The sequence below is a fragment of the Koromonas soli genome (assembly GCF_059726265.1).
This window is the reverse complement of the sequence record NZ_AP040872.1, coordinates 707,090-722,229: the sequence shown is the minus strand read 5'-3', so window position 1 is coordinate 722,229 and position 15,140 is coordinate 707,090. Positions and strand designations below refer to the sequence as shown.

Genomic DNA, 15,140 nt, shown 5'->3' with positions numbered 1-15,140 from the left:
CGCCTGCATTCTTCATACGAGCAGAATCGCTCGAAAGTTCCGAAACAAAATCACTGCGTGAGCAATTTTAGTTCAGCATCGCACAAACGCCGAACGGTAAATAGCTTTTCTGCTAGAGCCAGAGGGTATGATTGTAACCCGTTGAAATCCTTCAACCCTGATGCGTGTACATATCTTTTCTTGCCATGATGTTCTTATCCAATCGCGTTTCGAACACCTGCGATGATCCTTTCTTGCCTTGCATCCCGTGAATACTTACAATCTGTGCAGCCCTAAACGATTCCAGGAGCGACACTTTCTCATGCGGTTCTCTTCCGTTCGTCAGTTTTCATTGGTCATGGCGGCAGCCGCTATGCTGGCCACATCCGTCTTTGCACAGGACTCGGTCAGCGGCAAGGACGAAGGTACGTCCTTGAAGGACCTTAAGTCCCAGAAAAAGAAGGAAGCACCCGAGAAGAAAGAGCTCACTCCCGAGGAACGGAAAGAGCGCCTGCGCAGCTTCAAGCGCGAGGTTGGAAAGACTTATCAGACATGGCTCGACCAGGACGTGCGCTACATCATTACGTCCGAAGAAGAGCAGGCGTTCAAGATGCTGGGCACGGACGAAGAACGTGACGAGTTCATTGAACAGTTCTGGCTACGTCGCGACCCCACGCCTGATACGCAGGAAAATGAGTTTCGCGAAGAGCACTATCGCCGTATTCAGTATGCCAACGAGCACTTCCCTGCCGGAATTCCTGGCTGGAAGACGGATCGCGGCCGCATGTATATCGTATGGGGCGCGCCGGACGAAATCGAGTCGCATCCTTCGGGCGGCACCTATCAGCGTGAACAGTCTGAAGGCGGCGGCAGCACATCGACATTTCCGTTTGAGCGCTGGCGCTATCGTTATCTAGAAGGAATCGGCAACGAAGTGATCATCGAGTTCGTGGACACCTGTATGTGCGGTGATTACCACATCTCGATCGACCCGAACGAAAAAGACGCCCTGCTGCACACGCCGGGCGGCGGTCCGACGCTGGCAGAGCAGATGGGTCGCAGCGATCGCGCTTCGCGCATGATGGGTATTCCGGGCGGCTCGAACCCGGATGGCTTGCAAGGCAATGGCCCCAAGCAGTTCGACGCACTCGAGCGTTACGCAAAACTGAACACGCCGCCGCCGATCAAGTTCAAGGATCTGGAAGAGAAGGTCAATACGAAGATCCGCTATAACCTGATGCCGTTCGATATGCGATCTGACTACGTGAAGATCACGGCGGACACGGTACTGGTTCCGATCACGATCCAGATCAAAACCAAGGATCTGACCTTCGTGCAGAAGGAAGGAATTCAGCGCGCGGCAGCAAACATCTTTGGACGCATCTCGACCCTGTCCGGACGCGTAGCAAGCACCTTTGAAGATACGGTCGGCGTGGATGAACCGAATGAACTGCTGGAGAAGGCGCTGCTGACGTCGCAGATCTACTGGAAGGCGGTTCCGCTGAAGCCGGGCATGTACAAGATCGATCTGGCGGTGAAGGACGTGAACGGCGACCGCGTGGGAACGCTGGTCCGCTCGATTCGGGTTCCGGAATATGACGACGAGAAGCTCGCCACCTCGTCGCTGATTTTGGCAGACGTGATGGAACGCGTTCCGGCCAAGAGCATTGGATCGGGAAACTTCATCATCGGCGATACGAAGGTGCGCCCGCGACTGGATGCAGCAGATGGAAAACCGGCAAGCTTCAAGCGCAACCAGAAACTGAACATCTGGATGCAGGTCTATAACTTGCAGCAGGATCAGCAAACGAAAAAGACCAAGGCCACGATCAGCTACGACATTGTGAACATTCAGACGAACAAGTCTGTGCTGCACGCCGATGAAGGTTCCGCTGCTTACGGCAATACTGGAGAGCAGATCACGATTGAGAAATCCATGCCGCTGGCCAACCTGGAACCGGGAATGTACAATCTCAAAGTTACGGTAAACGACGAAGTTACTAAACAAACGATCAATCCTTCGGCCCGCTTCCAGGTCGAATAGGATAGAATTTCTGCTGGACGATTGGCGGGCCACAATGGCGCCGCCAATCGCTATTGACGTGGCAGTTGTCATGGCCTGGCGTGAGTAAGATCTATCCGCTGGCCAGACCCAAGGGAGGCTGAATGACGCGTAAGCTCGGAGTCTTGGCGCTTGCAATCGTCTGGTGCCTTGGAGCGTCTGCCGCCGTCAATCCGGGAATGATTCGCGGCGTGGTGCACGACAGCGCCGGTGTGCCACAGATGGGCGCCATTGTCGAAGTCCTCTCAAACACCACCTCCCATCCTCAAACAGCACGCACTGACACGAAGGGCGTATTCACGCTGCCGGGCCTGCTGCCGGGCGTCTATACCGTAAAGGTCACCGCACCAAGCTTCCTTCCAACCATCCGCGAACGCGTCAGTCTGCAATCGGGAGCAAGCCTGCTGCTGAATGTGACCCTCAATACGCTGTTCGAAGCTATTCAGCTGGTTCCGCGCCATAAGCCCTCGGCGGACGGCGACGATGACTGGCGATGGGCGCTGCGCTCCATGGCAAACCGACCGATTCTGCGGCTCGCAGAAGAAAAGCCGCTGGTCGTGGTGCAGCATGACGAGGATTCGGAAGGGCAGCTCAAAGCACGGGTGTCGTTCATTGCAGGCAGCGATGGCGATGCTTTCAGCGGCGGCCCCAACATGGACGCCAACTTCCACATCGAGCAGTCGGTATTTGGAAGACACTCGACCTTGGCGAAGTGGTCACTGAATGGCGGAGTGGGAACTAACACGCCGAATCCGAATGCGGTGATCCGCGCTTCGTATTCGCGCCAGATGCCCGATGGCTCGTTCCCTGAGATTGCGATCTCGGCCAAACATTTTGCGTCGCTGAATCCTGATCAGCCCGCTATCCAGGCACTGGCTCTTTCAGTGGCAAACTCGATGACCTTTGGCGAGAAGCTGGAGATCGAGTACGGCGGCGAAACGCAAATGGTGCAGTTCCGCGAGCGGGCTGTGAGCTATCGCCCGTTTGCGAACGTGAGCGCACATCCGGGAAAGAACACTGTCGTCCAGTATCGCTATGCGACAAGTACGCCGACTCTGCGCCGCGCCAAGGGGTTCGATACGGCACCGGCAGATCTGAGCGAAAGCAATCCGCGCCTGACGATGACACAGATGGGACAGCGCGTGGAGCGAGCTCAGCACCATGAAGTCTCGATTTCGCAGCGGATGGGCAAGCATAAAGTCCAGCTCGCGATGTATTCAGACACGGTGCACAACGCGGCGCTCACGGGCACAGGAGCAGCGCTGACGGGCGATACCGACTTCCTAATCGGTGACCCGTACTCGGGAAACTTCTCCTACAACGGCGGGAACTTGCATACGCAAGGGGTGCGCGCGGTGTATTCGCACCCGCTGGTGAAGGACGTCGATGCCACGGTGGACTATGGCTACGGCGGAGTGCTGACGGCTCCTGCGGATATGAAGTTGGTCAGCGAGACGTCCACTTCGCTGGTGACCACTAAGAGGCACTCGGCGGCGGCAAAAATCTCCGGCACGGCTCCCGTATGCAAGACAAAGCTGATCGCCAGCTATCGATGGCTGAGTGGCAGCGCGTTGACCCCGGTTGATATGTTCAACGCCTCGGCTGGGGAGACTGATCCTTACCTTAGCTTCTTCATTCGCCAGCCAATCCCTACCATGCACATGCTGCCGAATGGATTGGAAGCGCTGATCGACGTGCGCAATCTGCTGGCGCAGGGATATCGTCCGGTACTTAGTCCGGACGGGAGCGTGGTGTACCTGGTGCAGGGAGTGCGCAGCATTCGGGCCGGGCTGAGCTTCAATTTCTAGTTTTGAGTATTAGCCAGGGCGCACTATATCTATGATTCTTTCGCGATAGACTTGCTTTCGGGCAGGTACTCACATGCCTCGCGGCACTCGATGCAGTAATAGCAGCCATCTTCTACCAGCCGAATATCATGCTCTCCCATGCAGAGAAAGCAATACTTGTCACAGTGACACTTCTCTTCTACCTGTTCGCAAACGTTGCATGTAAATCTTTGGGCCATGGGCGCACTGTAACTCTCATTTTCCTGTTGCGCAACTGTCTCTCTCGGGGTGATTGCAGCAAATTGCCTGCACTGCTTACCGCATGTTAAGTTTTAAGGTTCCAGTAGGTTGAGTGTCGCCAACTGACTCCCGTCCAGAGGTTCTGTCCTTGTCTTTATCTACCGAATCTGCTGTTATCCGCAAAACCGCTCTCAACGCTGCACACCGCCAGCTTGGTGCCCGCATGGTGGACTTTAATGGATGGGACATGCCGGTAGAATATCCGGCAAACGCCTCGCGGAAGTCGGGTGGTCTGATCGCCGAGCACATGATTGTGCGCACCTCTGTCGGACTGTTTGACGTGAGCCATATGGGCGACATCCGAGTGCATGGCCCCGAGGCACTGAAAGCAGTGCAGCACATGACGTTCAACGATGCCTCGCAGCTTGCCGTAGGCCAAGCACAATACTCGGCTCTGCTGTATCCGACAGGAACGTTTGTGGACGATGTGATCGTTCACCGGTTAGCAGACTCGGACTTCCTGCTGGTGATCAACGCAGGCACTCGCGAAAAGGACGTGGCATGGGTCAGCGATGCTGCCAAGAACTTCGACTGCAAAGTTGAGAACCTGAGCGACCAGTACACGCAGATCGCGATACAGGGACCGAACGGCTGGCGCACTCTGCAGAAGCTGACGGACGCAGACTTAACGAAGGTGAAGTTCTACTGGTTCACGCACGGCACCGTATGCGGATTGCCTGACGTGCTGATTGCGCGCACGGGCTATACGGCGGAAGACGGATTTGAAATCTACATTCCTTCCGATGAAGCTACAAGCACGCGCGTGTGGAACGAACTGCTTGCGGCGGGCGAAGAGTTCGGCGTGCTGCCGTGCGGGCTGGGGGCTCGCAACACTTTGCGGCTTGAGGGAGCTCTCTCGCTCTACGGCCACGAGATTTCGGACACGATCACCCCATGGGAGGCCCGGCTGGACCGCTTCCTGAAGATGGACAAGGAAGAGTTCATTGGGAAGGCAGCGCTGGAGGCTCAGAAGAAGCGCGGCCTGCAACGCATTCTTGTCGGCTTGGAGGCTGTTGAACGTGGCATTCCGCGCGATGGCTACCGTGTAGTGGATCCGCAGGGGCGCGGAATCGGGAATGTGACGAGCGGATCGCCAGCACCTTTCCTGAAGAAGAATATCGCGCTGGCGTATGTACCGCTGGAGCACTCGGCTGAGGGCACGGAACTCGGAGTCGAGGTGCGCAACCAGGTGGTGAAGTGCAAAGTAGTTCCAACGCCGTTCTATAAGCGGCCGCGCCGGACAACCAGCACCACGGCGAGCGAGGCTGCGCAAAAGCAGTAGAGTACAATTTCAGCTTTACCCATGTTTTCGATGTGAGACACATCCTCGCCGGAATTTCCGGCGTGTAATCAATTTCTGGAGACGATCATGGCTTATCCGCCGGAATTTAAATACACAAAAGAGCACGAGTGGCTTTCCGTTGACGGCACCACTGGAACAATCGGAATCACCGACTATGCACAGAACTCGCTAGGCGACATTGTGTTTGTCGAACTGCCTAAGGTCGGCGCGGAACTCGTGGCCGGGAAAACCTTCGGCACAGTGGAGTCGGTGAAGGCGGTGAGCGATCTTTACGCTCCGGTTTCAGGCACCGTGACGGAAATCAATGGCGAACTCGCTACCTCGCCGGAAAAGGTCAACAGCTCTCCGCATACGGCGTGGATGGTGAAAATGACGTTGACGAATCCTTCGGAAACCGCTTCCCTGCTCTCGGTTGCCGATTACGAGAAGTTCATCGCCGAAGAGAAGTAGGCGAGCTGTAGTCAGGAAAAGAATTCATCATGCGCTATCTCCCCAAGTCTCCAGCCGAACGTGAGCAAATGCTTCGCGAAATCGGCGTTTGCTGTGTAGATGAGCTGTTTAAGCCCATCCCGGAAGAGTTTCGACTTAAGCGCGATTTAGCGATTCCGCGCCAGATGGCGGAAAGCGAAATCGTGGACTGGTTCCGTTCGCGAGCAGCTGAAAACGGCTCGGGATACGACATCCTGCTCGGTGCCGGCGCGTATAACCACTATCGCCCGCTAATTATCGATTCACTGATTTCGCGTGGCGAGTGGTTTACGGCGTATACGCCGTACCAGCCGGAAATCGCGCAGGGCACGCTGCAGGCAATCTTCGAATTCCAGACGATGGTCTGCGAGTTGACCGGCATGGAGGTGGCAAACGCCTCGATGTACGACGGCTCGACGGGCGCCGCGGAAGCCGTAATGATGGCGATGCGCATCACGGGACGTACGTCGGCGATCCTGGCGCGTAGCGTTCATCCGGAATACCGGGAAGTGATTGCCACGTATGCGAAGTATCAGGGACTGCCGATGTCCGAAGTCGGATTCGTCGAGAACGGGCGCATCGATCTCAAGGCTCTGGATGCGGCGATTACCCCTGATACGGCGTGCGTGCTGATTCAGTCGCCGAACTTCTTCGGCACGATCGAAGACGTTGCGGCGATTGCGGATGTGGTTCACGCGAAAGGTGCGCTGCTAGTCGTTTCCATCGCAGAGGCGCTGTCTCTTGGAATCGTGAAACCGCCGAAGGAAGCCGATATCGTTTCAATGGAGGCACAGTCGTTCGGAGTGCCCCTCAGCTACGGCGGTCCTTACGCCGGAGTCATAGCGACACATGAAAAGTATGTGCGGCAGATTCCGGGAAGGCTTGCAGGACAAACAACGGATCGCAATGGCAAGCGTGGATTTGTTCTGACGCTCTCGACTCGCGAACAGCATATTCGACGCGAGAAAGCGACATCGAACATCTGCACGAACCAGGCGCTGATTGCACTGATGGCGAACATCTACATGGATGTGTATGGCCGCGAAGGCCTGAAGGACCTCGCTACGCAGAACCTGGCCAAGGCAGCTTATGCGCGGCAGACGCTCGGACGGAAAGGCAAGGTGCTGTTCGAGGGTGCGCCGAGGTTTAACGAATTTGTGCTGCAGACGGCTGAGGATTCCTACGTAATTTCGCATAGGCTGGCGGACAAGAGGAAGATCATCGGCGGATTCCCATTGCGGAAGTTCTACCCCGAACTAGGCAATGCTGCCGTGTGGTGTGCAACGGAACTGACATCGCGCGCTGCCATTGATGCTGCTGCCAGCGAGGTGAAGGGATGAGCGACAAAGATATTCGCAAGGCAAGCACGCACATTTCGCAGAATGAAGGATTGATCTTTGAGCACTCCTCGCCTGGCAAGAAGGCGTATCGCATGCGCCAGCTTGATGTGCCGGAGGTGGATGCTGCCTCGGAGCTCGGAGACGCGCTGCGCAGTGAGTCTGCGGCGCTGCCAGAGGTGAGCGAGATAGAGATCATCCGACACTTCACGCGCCTTTCAACGTGGAATTACGCGGTGGATCACGGGATGTATCCGCTAGGGTCGTGCACGATGAAGTACAACCCTCGCGTGAACGAAGTGGTGGCGCGGCTGGATGGTATCGCTGGAGCGCATCCGTACCAGCCAGAGCAGATATCGCAGGGCGCGCTGCGCGTAATGAAATCGCTGGCCGATCAACTGATCGAAATCACGGGCATGGACGCGATCACGCTGCAGCCCGCGGCTGGTGCTCATGGCGAACTGACGGGCATTCTGCTGATGCGTGCGTATCTCGAGTCAAAGGGAAATGCGCGCAAGAAGGTGCTGATTCCGGACTCGGCGCATGGCACGAACCCCGCAACGGCGGCGATGGTCGGATACCAGGTGGAAAACCTGCGCAGCAACGAGCAGGGCATGGTGGACCTGGCTGCGCTTGAAGCGCAGATGAACGAAGATGTCGCCGGACTGATGCTCACGAATCCCAACACGCTGGGGATCTTCGAGCAGCAGATTGCACAGATCGCGGAGATACTGCATCGCAAGGGCGGACTGCTCTACATGGACGGCGCCAATATGAACGCGCTGGTGGCAAAGGCAAGGCCAGGCGATTTTGGCGTGGATGTAATGCACCTGAACCTGCACAAGACGTTCTCAACTCCGCATGGCGGAGGCGGTCCCGGGTCCGGTCCTGTGGCTTGCAAGAAGCATCTTGAGCCGTTCCTGCCGAAGCCCGTAGTGGTGGAGGGAGCCAACGGATTGCTGAAGCTCGATTATGACCGTCCGCAGTCGATTGGACGGGTGCGGGCTTTCTTCGGCAATTTTGGAATGCACGTCCGGGCGCTGGCGTACATCATGGCCAATGGCCCGGATGGTTTGCGACAGACGACCGAGGATGCGGTGCTGAACGCGAACTATGTGCGCAAGAAGCTCGAGGGAACGTATGACCTGCAATACTCGACGCCGACCATGCACGAGGTCGTTTTCAGCGATAAGCTGCAGACGAAAGCTGGCGTCAAGACGGGCGACATTGCGAAGCGCCTGATCGATTACGGGTTCCACCCGTACACGGTGAGCTTCCCGATGGTGGTCCACGGGGCGCTGATGATTGAGCCGACCGAGAGCGAACCGCTGGAGGAACTTGATCTCTTTATCGACGCGATGAAGTCCATTGCACAGGAAGCGATCGACTCTCCGGAGACGATTAAAGACGCTCCGCATACGACTCGCCTGTCAAGGTTGGATGAAACGGCGGCCGCACGAAAGCCGATCCTGCGTTGGCAGCCGAACGGGCAGAAGTAAGCTGAAATCGCACTGAAAGGCCCTGCCCGACAAGACTGTCGGGCAGGGCTTTTGCTTTCCGCAAATCTTCACTCTGGCGCTGATAGGGTTTTACTGTTTGCGTTTCAGGTGCGGCAACCAGAGTACGTAGGGCAATCCCCCATACTTAACACCATCCAAATTCGAGGAAGATTCATCAGAGTAGATAGATCATCTCGAAGGAAACAAACCTGGTTGATGAGTTGTCCTGAAGTCTACGTTGGATATGTGACAGGCTGGAGATGGTGGCTGCTCGATGAGAAATCGCCGAATCCGCACCCGTGCAGCATAGGAGTTCCCTACCGCTGGAAGTGGGCGGGCGAAAACTCCACCGAGGAATTGTCCTTGGCGAATAGACGTGGATTCTATGCATACAAGCCCGCGAGCGTGGAACGCATTGGCGGAGGTTCACCGCTGCTGTTTGGCCGCGTTGCGCTGTACGGCGATGTGATCGTACATAGTGACGGATATCGCGCAGAGAAGGCGCGCATTCTCGATGCGTGGTGCGCCCCCGAGTGGTGGGGCAAGCTTTCGGGAGTGACACAAGTGAAAGGCACATTCAAGATCACAACCACAGGAGATACGGATTGGCTGATATTGGCGACCCAAAGCGAATTGAACGACACTACCCTCTCGGATTCCCCGAGGATTCCCCTGCGCACCCGGAGCAGGCACCGGTAAGGGAACCCGAGCACGAACCGACGCACTCGAAGTAAGTTGTAGCGGGCGGCAAAGAAGCTGCGGCTAGCTTCAGGGATGCGAAAGAGGTACCCTGAGAGTATGCGAGTCGTACGAGCGAGCCTCCACCTGTTCTTACTACTGGGCCTCTTGTGCGCTCCGCTGGCAGCGCAATCGGTTCTGAAGGCGCTCTCTGCCGGAGTCCCTTCAGGGCAGGCGGCAAAGAGCGTCGATCCGTTGGGCCGTACGACGCCTCGCGGCACGCTTACCGGATTCATGCAGGCTGCGCAAAAGGGCGACAACGAGCGCGCAGCCGAATATCTGCAACTCCCACGACAGGAAAGCGAACTTGACTCCGCTCGCGTGGTGCAGGATCTGAAGACCCTGCTCGACCAAGCTTTTGTGAGTCGACTGGGCGCGATCACCGATAATCCTGAACTGATCTATGACCCGCAGCTTGAGCCGAATCACGAGCGCGTGGGAGAGTTTACCGTCAACGGCAAAGAACTGCCGCTGCTCGTGGTGCGCGTGCCGGATGGCAACAGCGGACACGTGTGGCTGATCGCCTGGAGCACGCTGAGCAGAACGGAAGACCTTGCGAACGACGTGCGCTCGCACCAGGTTGAGCGCCATTTGCCACACCTGCTTGTGCGTCCCCGCTTCCTTTCAATTCCGCTATGGGTCTGGACGGCTTTCGTTCTGCTGATCCCGGTTTCGCTGCTGGCTGGAATGGCCGTCGTGGCGGTAGTTCGCTCACCAGCATGGATGCTGGCACGCATCAACCATGGAGCAGCGAAGTCGGAGGTCTGGACCAACATTCGCGGCCCTGTGCTGCTATTTGCCACGGCCGCGGCGCATGCCATCGGCATGCGGATGATCACCGTTCCTCTGCTGTTCCGCGAATACTACATGAAGGTGCAGGCGACTGCGCTGCTGTTTGCAGTGGCATGGTTGCTGTGGGATTTCGTGACGGTGTGGACACGCCGCACGCGACGCCGGCTGGTGGAACCGGAAGAGCGCGGCACTCTTTCACTTTCTCTTCTGCTGCATCGCATGCTCAAGATGAGCATCGCTATTGCAGCGGTTCTCAGCATCCTTTATCTCGCAGGCTTCAACCTTTCGGCCGTGCTCGCCGGACTCGGCATCGGCGGTATCGCAGTCGCACTGGCCGCACAGAAGACGATCGAGAACCTGTTCGGGGGCATCAGCATCCTGACCGATCGAGTGATGCGCGTTGGCGACTTGTGCCGAGTTGGAGACACGATTGGAACAGTGGAGGACATCGGCCTTCGCTCGACGCGGATTCGGACTTATGAACGCGGATTGATAGCAGTGCCAAACGGGTCGCTGGCTACGGCGAACGTTGAAAACCTGAGCGCACGGGACAAGATGCGCGTATTCTGCAAAATTGGCCTGCGCTATGAAACCACTCGTGCACAGCTCGAACGCGTGCTGGCCGAGGTTTCGGAGATGCTGCGCAAGCATCCACGGGTGGAATCGGATACAGCGTGGATTCGGCTGGCAAGGCTGGCGGACAGCGCGCTCGAGCTCGAAATGCAAGCTTACGTGATGACACACGAGTACAACGAATTCACCGCTGTACGCGAAGACCTGTTGTTCCGCGTGATGGATATTGTCGAGAGCTGCGGAACCTCGCTTGCCTTCCCATCTCAAACTGTGTACCTGGCACGCGAGGCGGAGATGGCGGACACGGCGAGAACCGGCAAATAGCTGGCCAGTCGCGTGGGGGTTGAGGTTTCTTCACGCGATACAGGATGAGCGGGCTCTCCTCGAAAACCTTGTCGGCCACTGCGGTGATTCCCCGGCCATAACGGTTGTCTCCATAACTCCAGATGTAGTCGTAATCGGCGGCGACAGCATCCCACTCGGGTTCGACGTCGTTGCAGTGCCCCCAGTAGCCATCGGTCATGTAGGGTTCGTAGGTGATTCGCATGGGCGTTTGGCCGGGAATGTCGAATAGATAGGGCGAGATCGCTCCGCGGCGGATGACCGCGTAAGCCCAATAGTGGACGTAGTAGTAGTCGAGCGGGTCCTCTTCTTTGCAGGTATCTACAAGCGGAAAGATCTTCGCACCGGGCGCGATCTGCTGGATGGCGTGATTCATGGGAAGGCTCTTCTCGACCTCATCCCGGAAGCCAGCGGTGACGTTGAATACTCGAAGACACGTGAGCGCAATGGCAAGTACAGCGATCCAGTTGGCGCGGCGACCCACATCGAACAGTGCCAGCGTCAGCAAGCAGAGAGGCGGCACCAAGCGGACGTCGAGGTCGGAGCTTGCTCCCCAACCGTAGGGGAGCAAGAGATAGACTACGAAGAATCCCACGAACACAAACAGCCATCGCCAGCGCACTTTGAGTTCGCGATTGCGAATGACGGCCACGAGCAGGCACAACAGGAGGCCATCGAGGAAGATCTTGTCCAGTGTCAGATCGTAGCCTTGAGTGGGGATGTTGCGCAGGGCTTCGAATTTATCGCTGAGGGAGCGAAACTCCAGTCGCTTCTGCTGCTGGCCAAGACCGGGTCGCGCCCACAAGAAGAGCAACGATGGAGGCGCAAGGAACACGGCAAGTCTTATCCACTCGCGCCACTGCAATGACGTCAACTCATAGAGCACGAGAATGAATGCGGCGGAAGCGAAGCCGAGCAAGTGCGCGAAGTACGTCGCGAAACTGACGGCCACAAAGACAAGAGCGCGCGTCGGAGAAGGTTTTCGCCGATACCAGAGCCAGGTGCCGACCATCAGGAAGCAGAAGCCTACGGACAGGTGGTAGGCGGTGAATCCCCAGAGGAAAAGCGTGTAGTAGGACAGAGCGCACGCGAGAAGCGAGAGCTTGACGTTTCCGCGAGCCTGCCATAGGAACCACGCCACTGAAACCGGAACGAGAACGGTGGCGAGGATGAGCAAGAGCTTTCCAGCGATCTCAGGAGGTAGGACCTGCTGGAAGGCAAGCGAGAGGAAGTCCCAGAGGATGTATGGGTAAGGCTTCCAATCGGCTTCGTAGTAGTTGGCGAAGCGATACGCGGGATCGTGCAGGTGGTCGAGGATGAACGTGCGCGCGAGGTGATTGGGGTAGTCGAGCAGTGGAGGCTCATTTACCGCGAGAAACGGAACGGCTAGCGTGGACGCAAGCACGAGGAAGAGAAAGATCCAAAGGGCATTGCGTTTCGCGGTAGGCGACATTCTGTGTGCGGTTCTCCTTGAGCCAGTGCTGAATCAAAGCTACTCGCTGCAGCTTTCTGTTTTCAAGGATGGAGGCGAGAAAGGTTTACGGGAGCGGGTTGGGAGACTACTCCTGCGCGAAGTACACGTAAGAGGATTCCCATACCTCGGTGGGAATCTGACCGCGCGGGCAGGCAGTGATGACGATGTTGTACTGTCCGGAATCGCCCAACCCGGAGAGGAAGTCCTTGTGCGTGGCCGGCTCGGCCAGCGCGAGATATTCGAGGAAATCGTAGATGTCGTGCTCTTCGACCAATGATGGCGCGGAGAAGCTGACCTCGGTGTGATCCTGAAAGAAGTGCCATGAGATGGAGGCGGCTAGATTGACGCAGCGCTCGTAATGTTCGCGGTCAAGCACTCCGGGCGCAGGATTGTCGAACACGATGCGCACCCGGCGCTCATCTTCCCGGTTGTACTCGCGGACTTTCAACTCGCCGGATTTTGCGGTGGCTTTCCAGTCCACGTGCCGTGCGCTGTCCTCCGGTTCATAATCGCGAATGCGGTAGAGGTCGGCACCGCGGCCGCGCAGATTGGTTTCGAGTTCTCCAGTGATCATGGGGAGCACTTCGAGCATTTCGTCGGTGGGCTCGACGGAGGGATACACAAGCACATCCTCATTCAGCGCGACGGTACGCGTCTTGGTGAGGAAGGAGAAGGGGAAGCGGGTCGAGATTCCGATGCCGCGCTGTGCATAGCGGCCTCGCTGCGGGAAGCAGAGGTTCAACTCTGCGCTCTGGCGGTGGCCTCCGGGCAGGTATGGGAAATAAACCGTGTCCTCAAATACCGGGGGAAACTGGCGCGGAGGGGACATCTTGACGTATGCGAAATCAGGCCAGCGGATGATCGGCTTGCGCCCCGTGCGCGCAGGAGGAAAAACGAAGTTTGTCCGCTTCCACTGCCGAGGGGGGCGCTCTTTCTTTTGCACGGGAGGAACTACGTTGATGGAAAAGGTCGGAAACCAGCGGCGGTTGTGCAGCAGCACGGCACCAGCATAGCTCTGACCGGCAAAAACGTGATGGGGAAGATGGAGATCGATATCAAGGCCGTTGATCATGACGGCCGAGACGACGCCACTTACCAGCACTGCTCCGAGCATGGCCGCGACTACGATGAATAGCAGGTTGTTACCAGTATTGAGTGCGGCGATGCCAATGAAGAGCGTGAAAACAAGATAAACGAGCCCTTCGCGGGTGATGTCGTAGTTGAGAGCGTCACGTACTCGGCGGGAAACTACCTGCCGCGCGAGGTACGGCACTGTTGAGACGGCTACGACGGCCGAGAGCAGAAGCGCCGATGAGGCGAAAACTGCGGTGGCAAGGAGGTCTCCTGCCTCACGCGAGGCAGTTGAGAGCAGCGCGGCAGCAAACGCCAGAGCAAGGCCAAACACGGCGATGAACAGCCGCACCCAGGCGCCACGGTCCACACCGCGAAGCGCGTCACCGAGCTGCTGTCGGAGGTTCATGAGGTCATTATGACACTCGAGAAGGACGAAAGCTGTTCATCCTCCGTAAAGGTGGCCTGATTACGATTCTAGATAGCGTAGCACTCGATCATTGAACTCCGTGGGAGCTTCTTCATAGGGCAGGTGTCCGGCATTGGGAATCACCTGGTAGATGGCATCACGGAACGCCTGCTTCAAGATGAGACCCGATTCGGCGGAGACGGCAGAATCTTCACGGCCCCAGAGCAGCATTGCGGGGATCTCCGATATGGTCGGCAGCAAGGTGCGGAGCTGCTCCATGTCCGGACGCCAGGTGCGCACAATTTCCAGTGCATAGTCGTAGGAACTCGGATCGGTAAGGTTGACGTCGTATCCGGCGCGGGTTTCGGGCGTGATGAGCAATTGGTTCCAATACATGTCGCCCAGTGAGCGTGAGCGAAGCAATGCGTTCCCGGGACCGATGCAGTGCATGAACATACGTCCGATGGGCGTGGCCAGCAGCGCCAGCCGAAGCTTGGCATTGGGCATGAAGGGATGGGCAGGAGCGACCAGCACGAGGCGGCCGATCAGGGGCTTGGCGAAGGCACGATCCTGGCTGGCGGCAAACATGGATACGGCTCCGCCGTGCGAGGTGCCAATTAAGTCGATTTGCGAATGCCCGAGGGAGCGCATGAACTTCATCAGGCGCGAGGCCTGCCCGGCAAGGCTGAGGTCGACCGTTCCCGCGGGAGGACGGTCTGAGTGGCCGATCCCGAGAAGATCGACGGCATACACGTCGCTATAGCGGGCGAAGTGCTCCAGGTTGTGCCGCCAACTGAAGCTGTAGCCTAATAATCCGTGGACGAAAACAACCGCTGGGCGTGCGAAGTGTTGCAGGGTACATGGAGATAGCGCATCCGATGCTCTCCGCAGGGAAACCAGCACTCCTGCTGCTGGAGAAAGCGTTCCAATTCAGAGTTTTGCAATGACCCTCCTTCAGTCATGGCTCTGCCACGGTGTGCTGGAAGGCAGCAAGTACAGCCCGAGG

Annotated in this window: 10 protein-coding genes; 8 read left to right on the top strand and 2 right to left on the bottom strand. The window is 57.5% G+C overall.

Annotated elements, in window-relative coordinates:
* Positions 1-301 precede the first annotated feature (301 nt).
* The 8 genes from AC6IY8_RS03110 (at position 302) to AC6IY8_RS03075 (ending at position 11,162) form a co-directional block, all read left to right on the top strand.
* Positions 302-2,023: a GWxTD domain-containing protein gene (locus tag AC6IY8_RS03110; protein WP_497777233.1), complete on the top strand. Its 1,722-nt coding sequence runs from the start codon at positions 302-304 to the stop codon at positions 2,021-2,023.
* A gap of 122 nt (positions 2,024-2,145) precedes the next feature.
* Positions 2,146-3,849 (top strand): TonB-dependent receptor, encoded by a 1,704-nt coding sequence (locus AC6IY8_RS03105; RefSeq protein WP_497777232.1) that lies wholly within the window; start codon positions 2,146-2,148, stop codon positions 3,847-3,849.
* 367 nt (positions 3,850-4,216) lie between these two features.
* Positions 4,217-5,410 carry a glycine cleavage system aminomethyltransferase GcvT gene (gcvT, locus tag AC6IY8_RS03100; RefSeq protein ID WP_497777231.1) on the top strand — a complete coding sequence of 398 codons (1,194 nt, stop codon included), beginning with the start codon at positions 4,217-4,219 and terminating at the stop codon, positions 5,408-5,410.
* Positions 5,411-5,497: 87 nt separating this feature from the next.
* Positions 5,498-5,881 (top strand): glycine cleavage system protein GcvH, encoded by a 384-nt coding sequence (gene gcvH / locus AC6IY8_RS03095; RefSeq protein WP_497777230.1) that lies wholly within the window; start codon positions 5,498-5,500, stop codon positions 5,879-5,881.
* 29 nt (positions 5,882-5,910) lie between these two features.
* Positions 5,911-7,239: an aminomethyl-transferring glycine dehydrogenase subunit GcvPA gene (gcvPA, locus tag AC6IY8_RS03090; RefSeq protein ID WP_497777229.1), complete on the top strand. Its 1,329-nt coding sequence runs from the start codon at positions 5,911-5,913 to the stop codon at positions 7,237-7,239.
* Complete coding sequence (gcvPB, locus tag AC6IY8_RS03085) at positions 7,236-8,735, top strand: aminomethyl-transferring glycine dehydrogenase subunit GcvPB (protein WP_497777228.1); 1,500 nt, start codon at positions 7,236-7,238, stop codon at positions 8,733-8,735. Before gcvPA ends, gcvPB begins: the two co-directional genes overlap by 4 nt.
* Positions 8,736-8,951: 216 nt before the next feature.
* Positions 8,952-9,434, top strand: a complete 483-nt coding sequence (locus AC6IY8_RS03080; RefSeq protein WP_497777227.1) for a hypothetical protein — start codon at positions 8,952-8,954, stop codon at positions 9,432-9,434.
* Between the two features lie 99 nt (positions 9,435-9,533).
* On the top strand, positions 9,534-11,162 hold the full coding sequence (locus AC6IY8_RS03075) for a mechanosensitive ion channel family protein (RefSeq protein WP_497777226.1): 1,629 nt from the start codon (positions 9,534-9,536) through the stop codon (positions 11,160-11,162).
* Between the two features lie 1,577 nt (positions 11,163-12,739).
* Here AC6IY8_RS03075 and AC6IY8_RS03070 read toward each other — a convergent pair.
* On the bottom strand, positions 12,740-14,134 hold the full coding sequence (locus AC6IY8_RS03070) for a DUF58 domain-containing protein (protein WP_497777225.1): 1,395 nt from the start codon (positions 14,132-14,134) through the stop codon (positions 12,740-12,742).
* Between the two features lie 60 nt (positions 14,135-14,194).
* The gene (locus tag AC6IY8_RS03065) at positions 14,195-15,037 is read right to left on the bottom strand and encodes an alpha/beta fold hydrolase (protein WP_497777224.1); all 843 of its coding nucleotides are present in this window, start codon (positions 15,035-15,037) and stop codon (positions 14,195-14,197) included.
* Between the last annotated feature and the right edge of the window lie 103 nt (positions 15,038-15,140).

Excerpts from the sequence above, each read along its gene's own strand:
- AC6IY8_RS03110 (WP_497777233.1), top strand. The coding sequence starts at position 302 with ATGCGGTTCTCTTCCGTTCGTCAGTTTTCATTGGTCATGGCGGCAGCC.
- AC6IY8_RS03105 (WP_497777232.1), top strand. The coding sequence starts at position 2,146 with ATGACGCGTAAGCTCGGAGTCTTGGCGCTTGCAATCGTCTGGTGCCTT.
- gcvH (WP_497777230.1), top strand. The coding sequence starts at position 5,498 with ATGGCTTATCCGCCGGAATTTAAATACACAAAAGAGCACGAGTGGCTT.
- gcvPA (WP_497777229.1), top strand. The coding sequence starts at position 5,911 with ATGCGCTATCTCCCCAAGTCTCCAGCCGAACGTGAGCAAATGCTTCGC.
- gcvPB (WP_497777228.1), top strand. The coding sequence starts at position 7,236 with ATGAGCGACAAAGATATTCGCAAGGCAAGCACGCACATTTCGCAGAAT.
- AC6IY8_RS03080 (WP_497777227.1), top strand. The coding sequence starts at position 8,952 with ATGAGTTGTCCTGAAGTCTACGTTGGATATGTGACAGGCTGGAGATGG.
- AC6IY8_RS03075 (WP_497777226.1), top strand. The coding sequence starts at position 9,534 with ATGCGAGTCGTACGAGCGAGCCTCCACCTGTTCTTACTACTGGGCCTC.
- AC6IY8_RS03070 (WP_497777225.1), bottom strand. The coding sequence starts at position 14,134 with ATGAACCTCCGACAGCAGCTCGGTGACGCGCTTCGCGGTGTGGACCGT.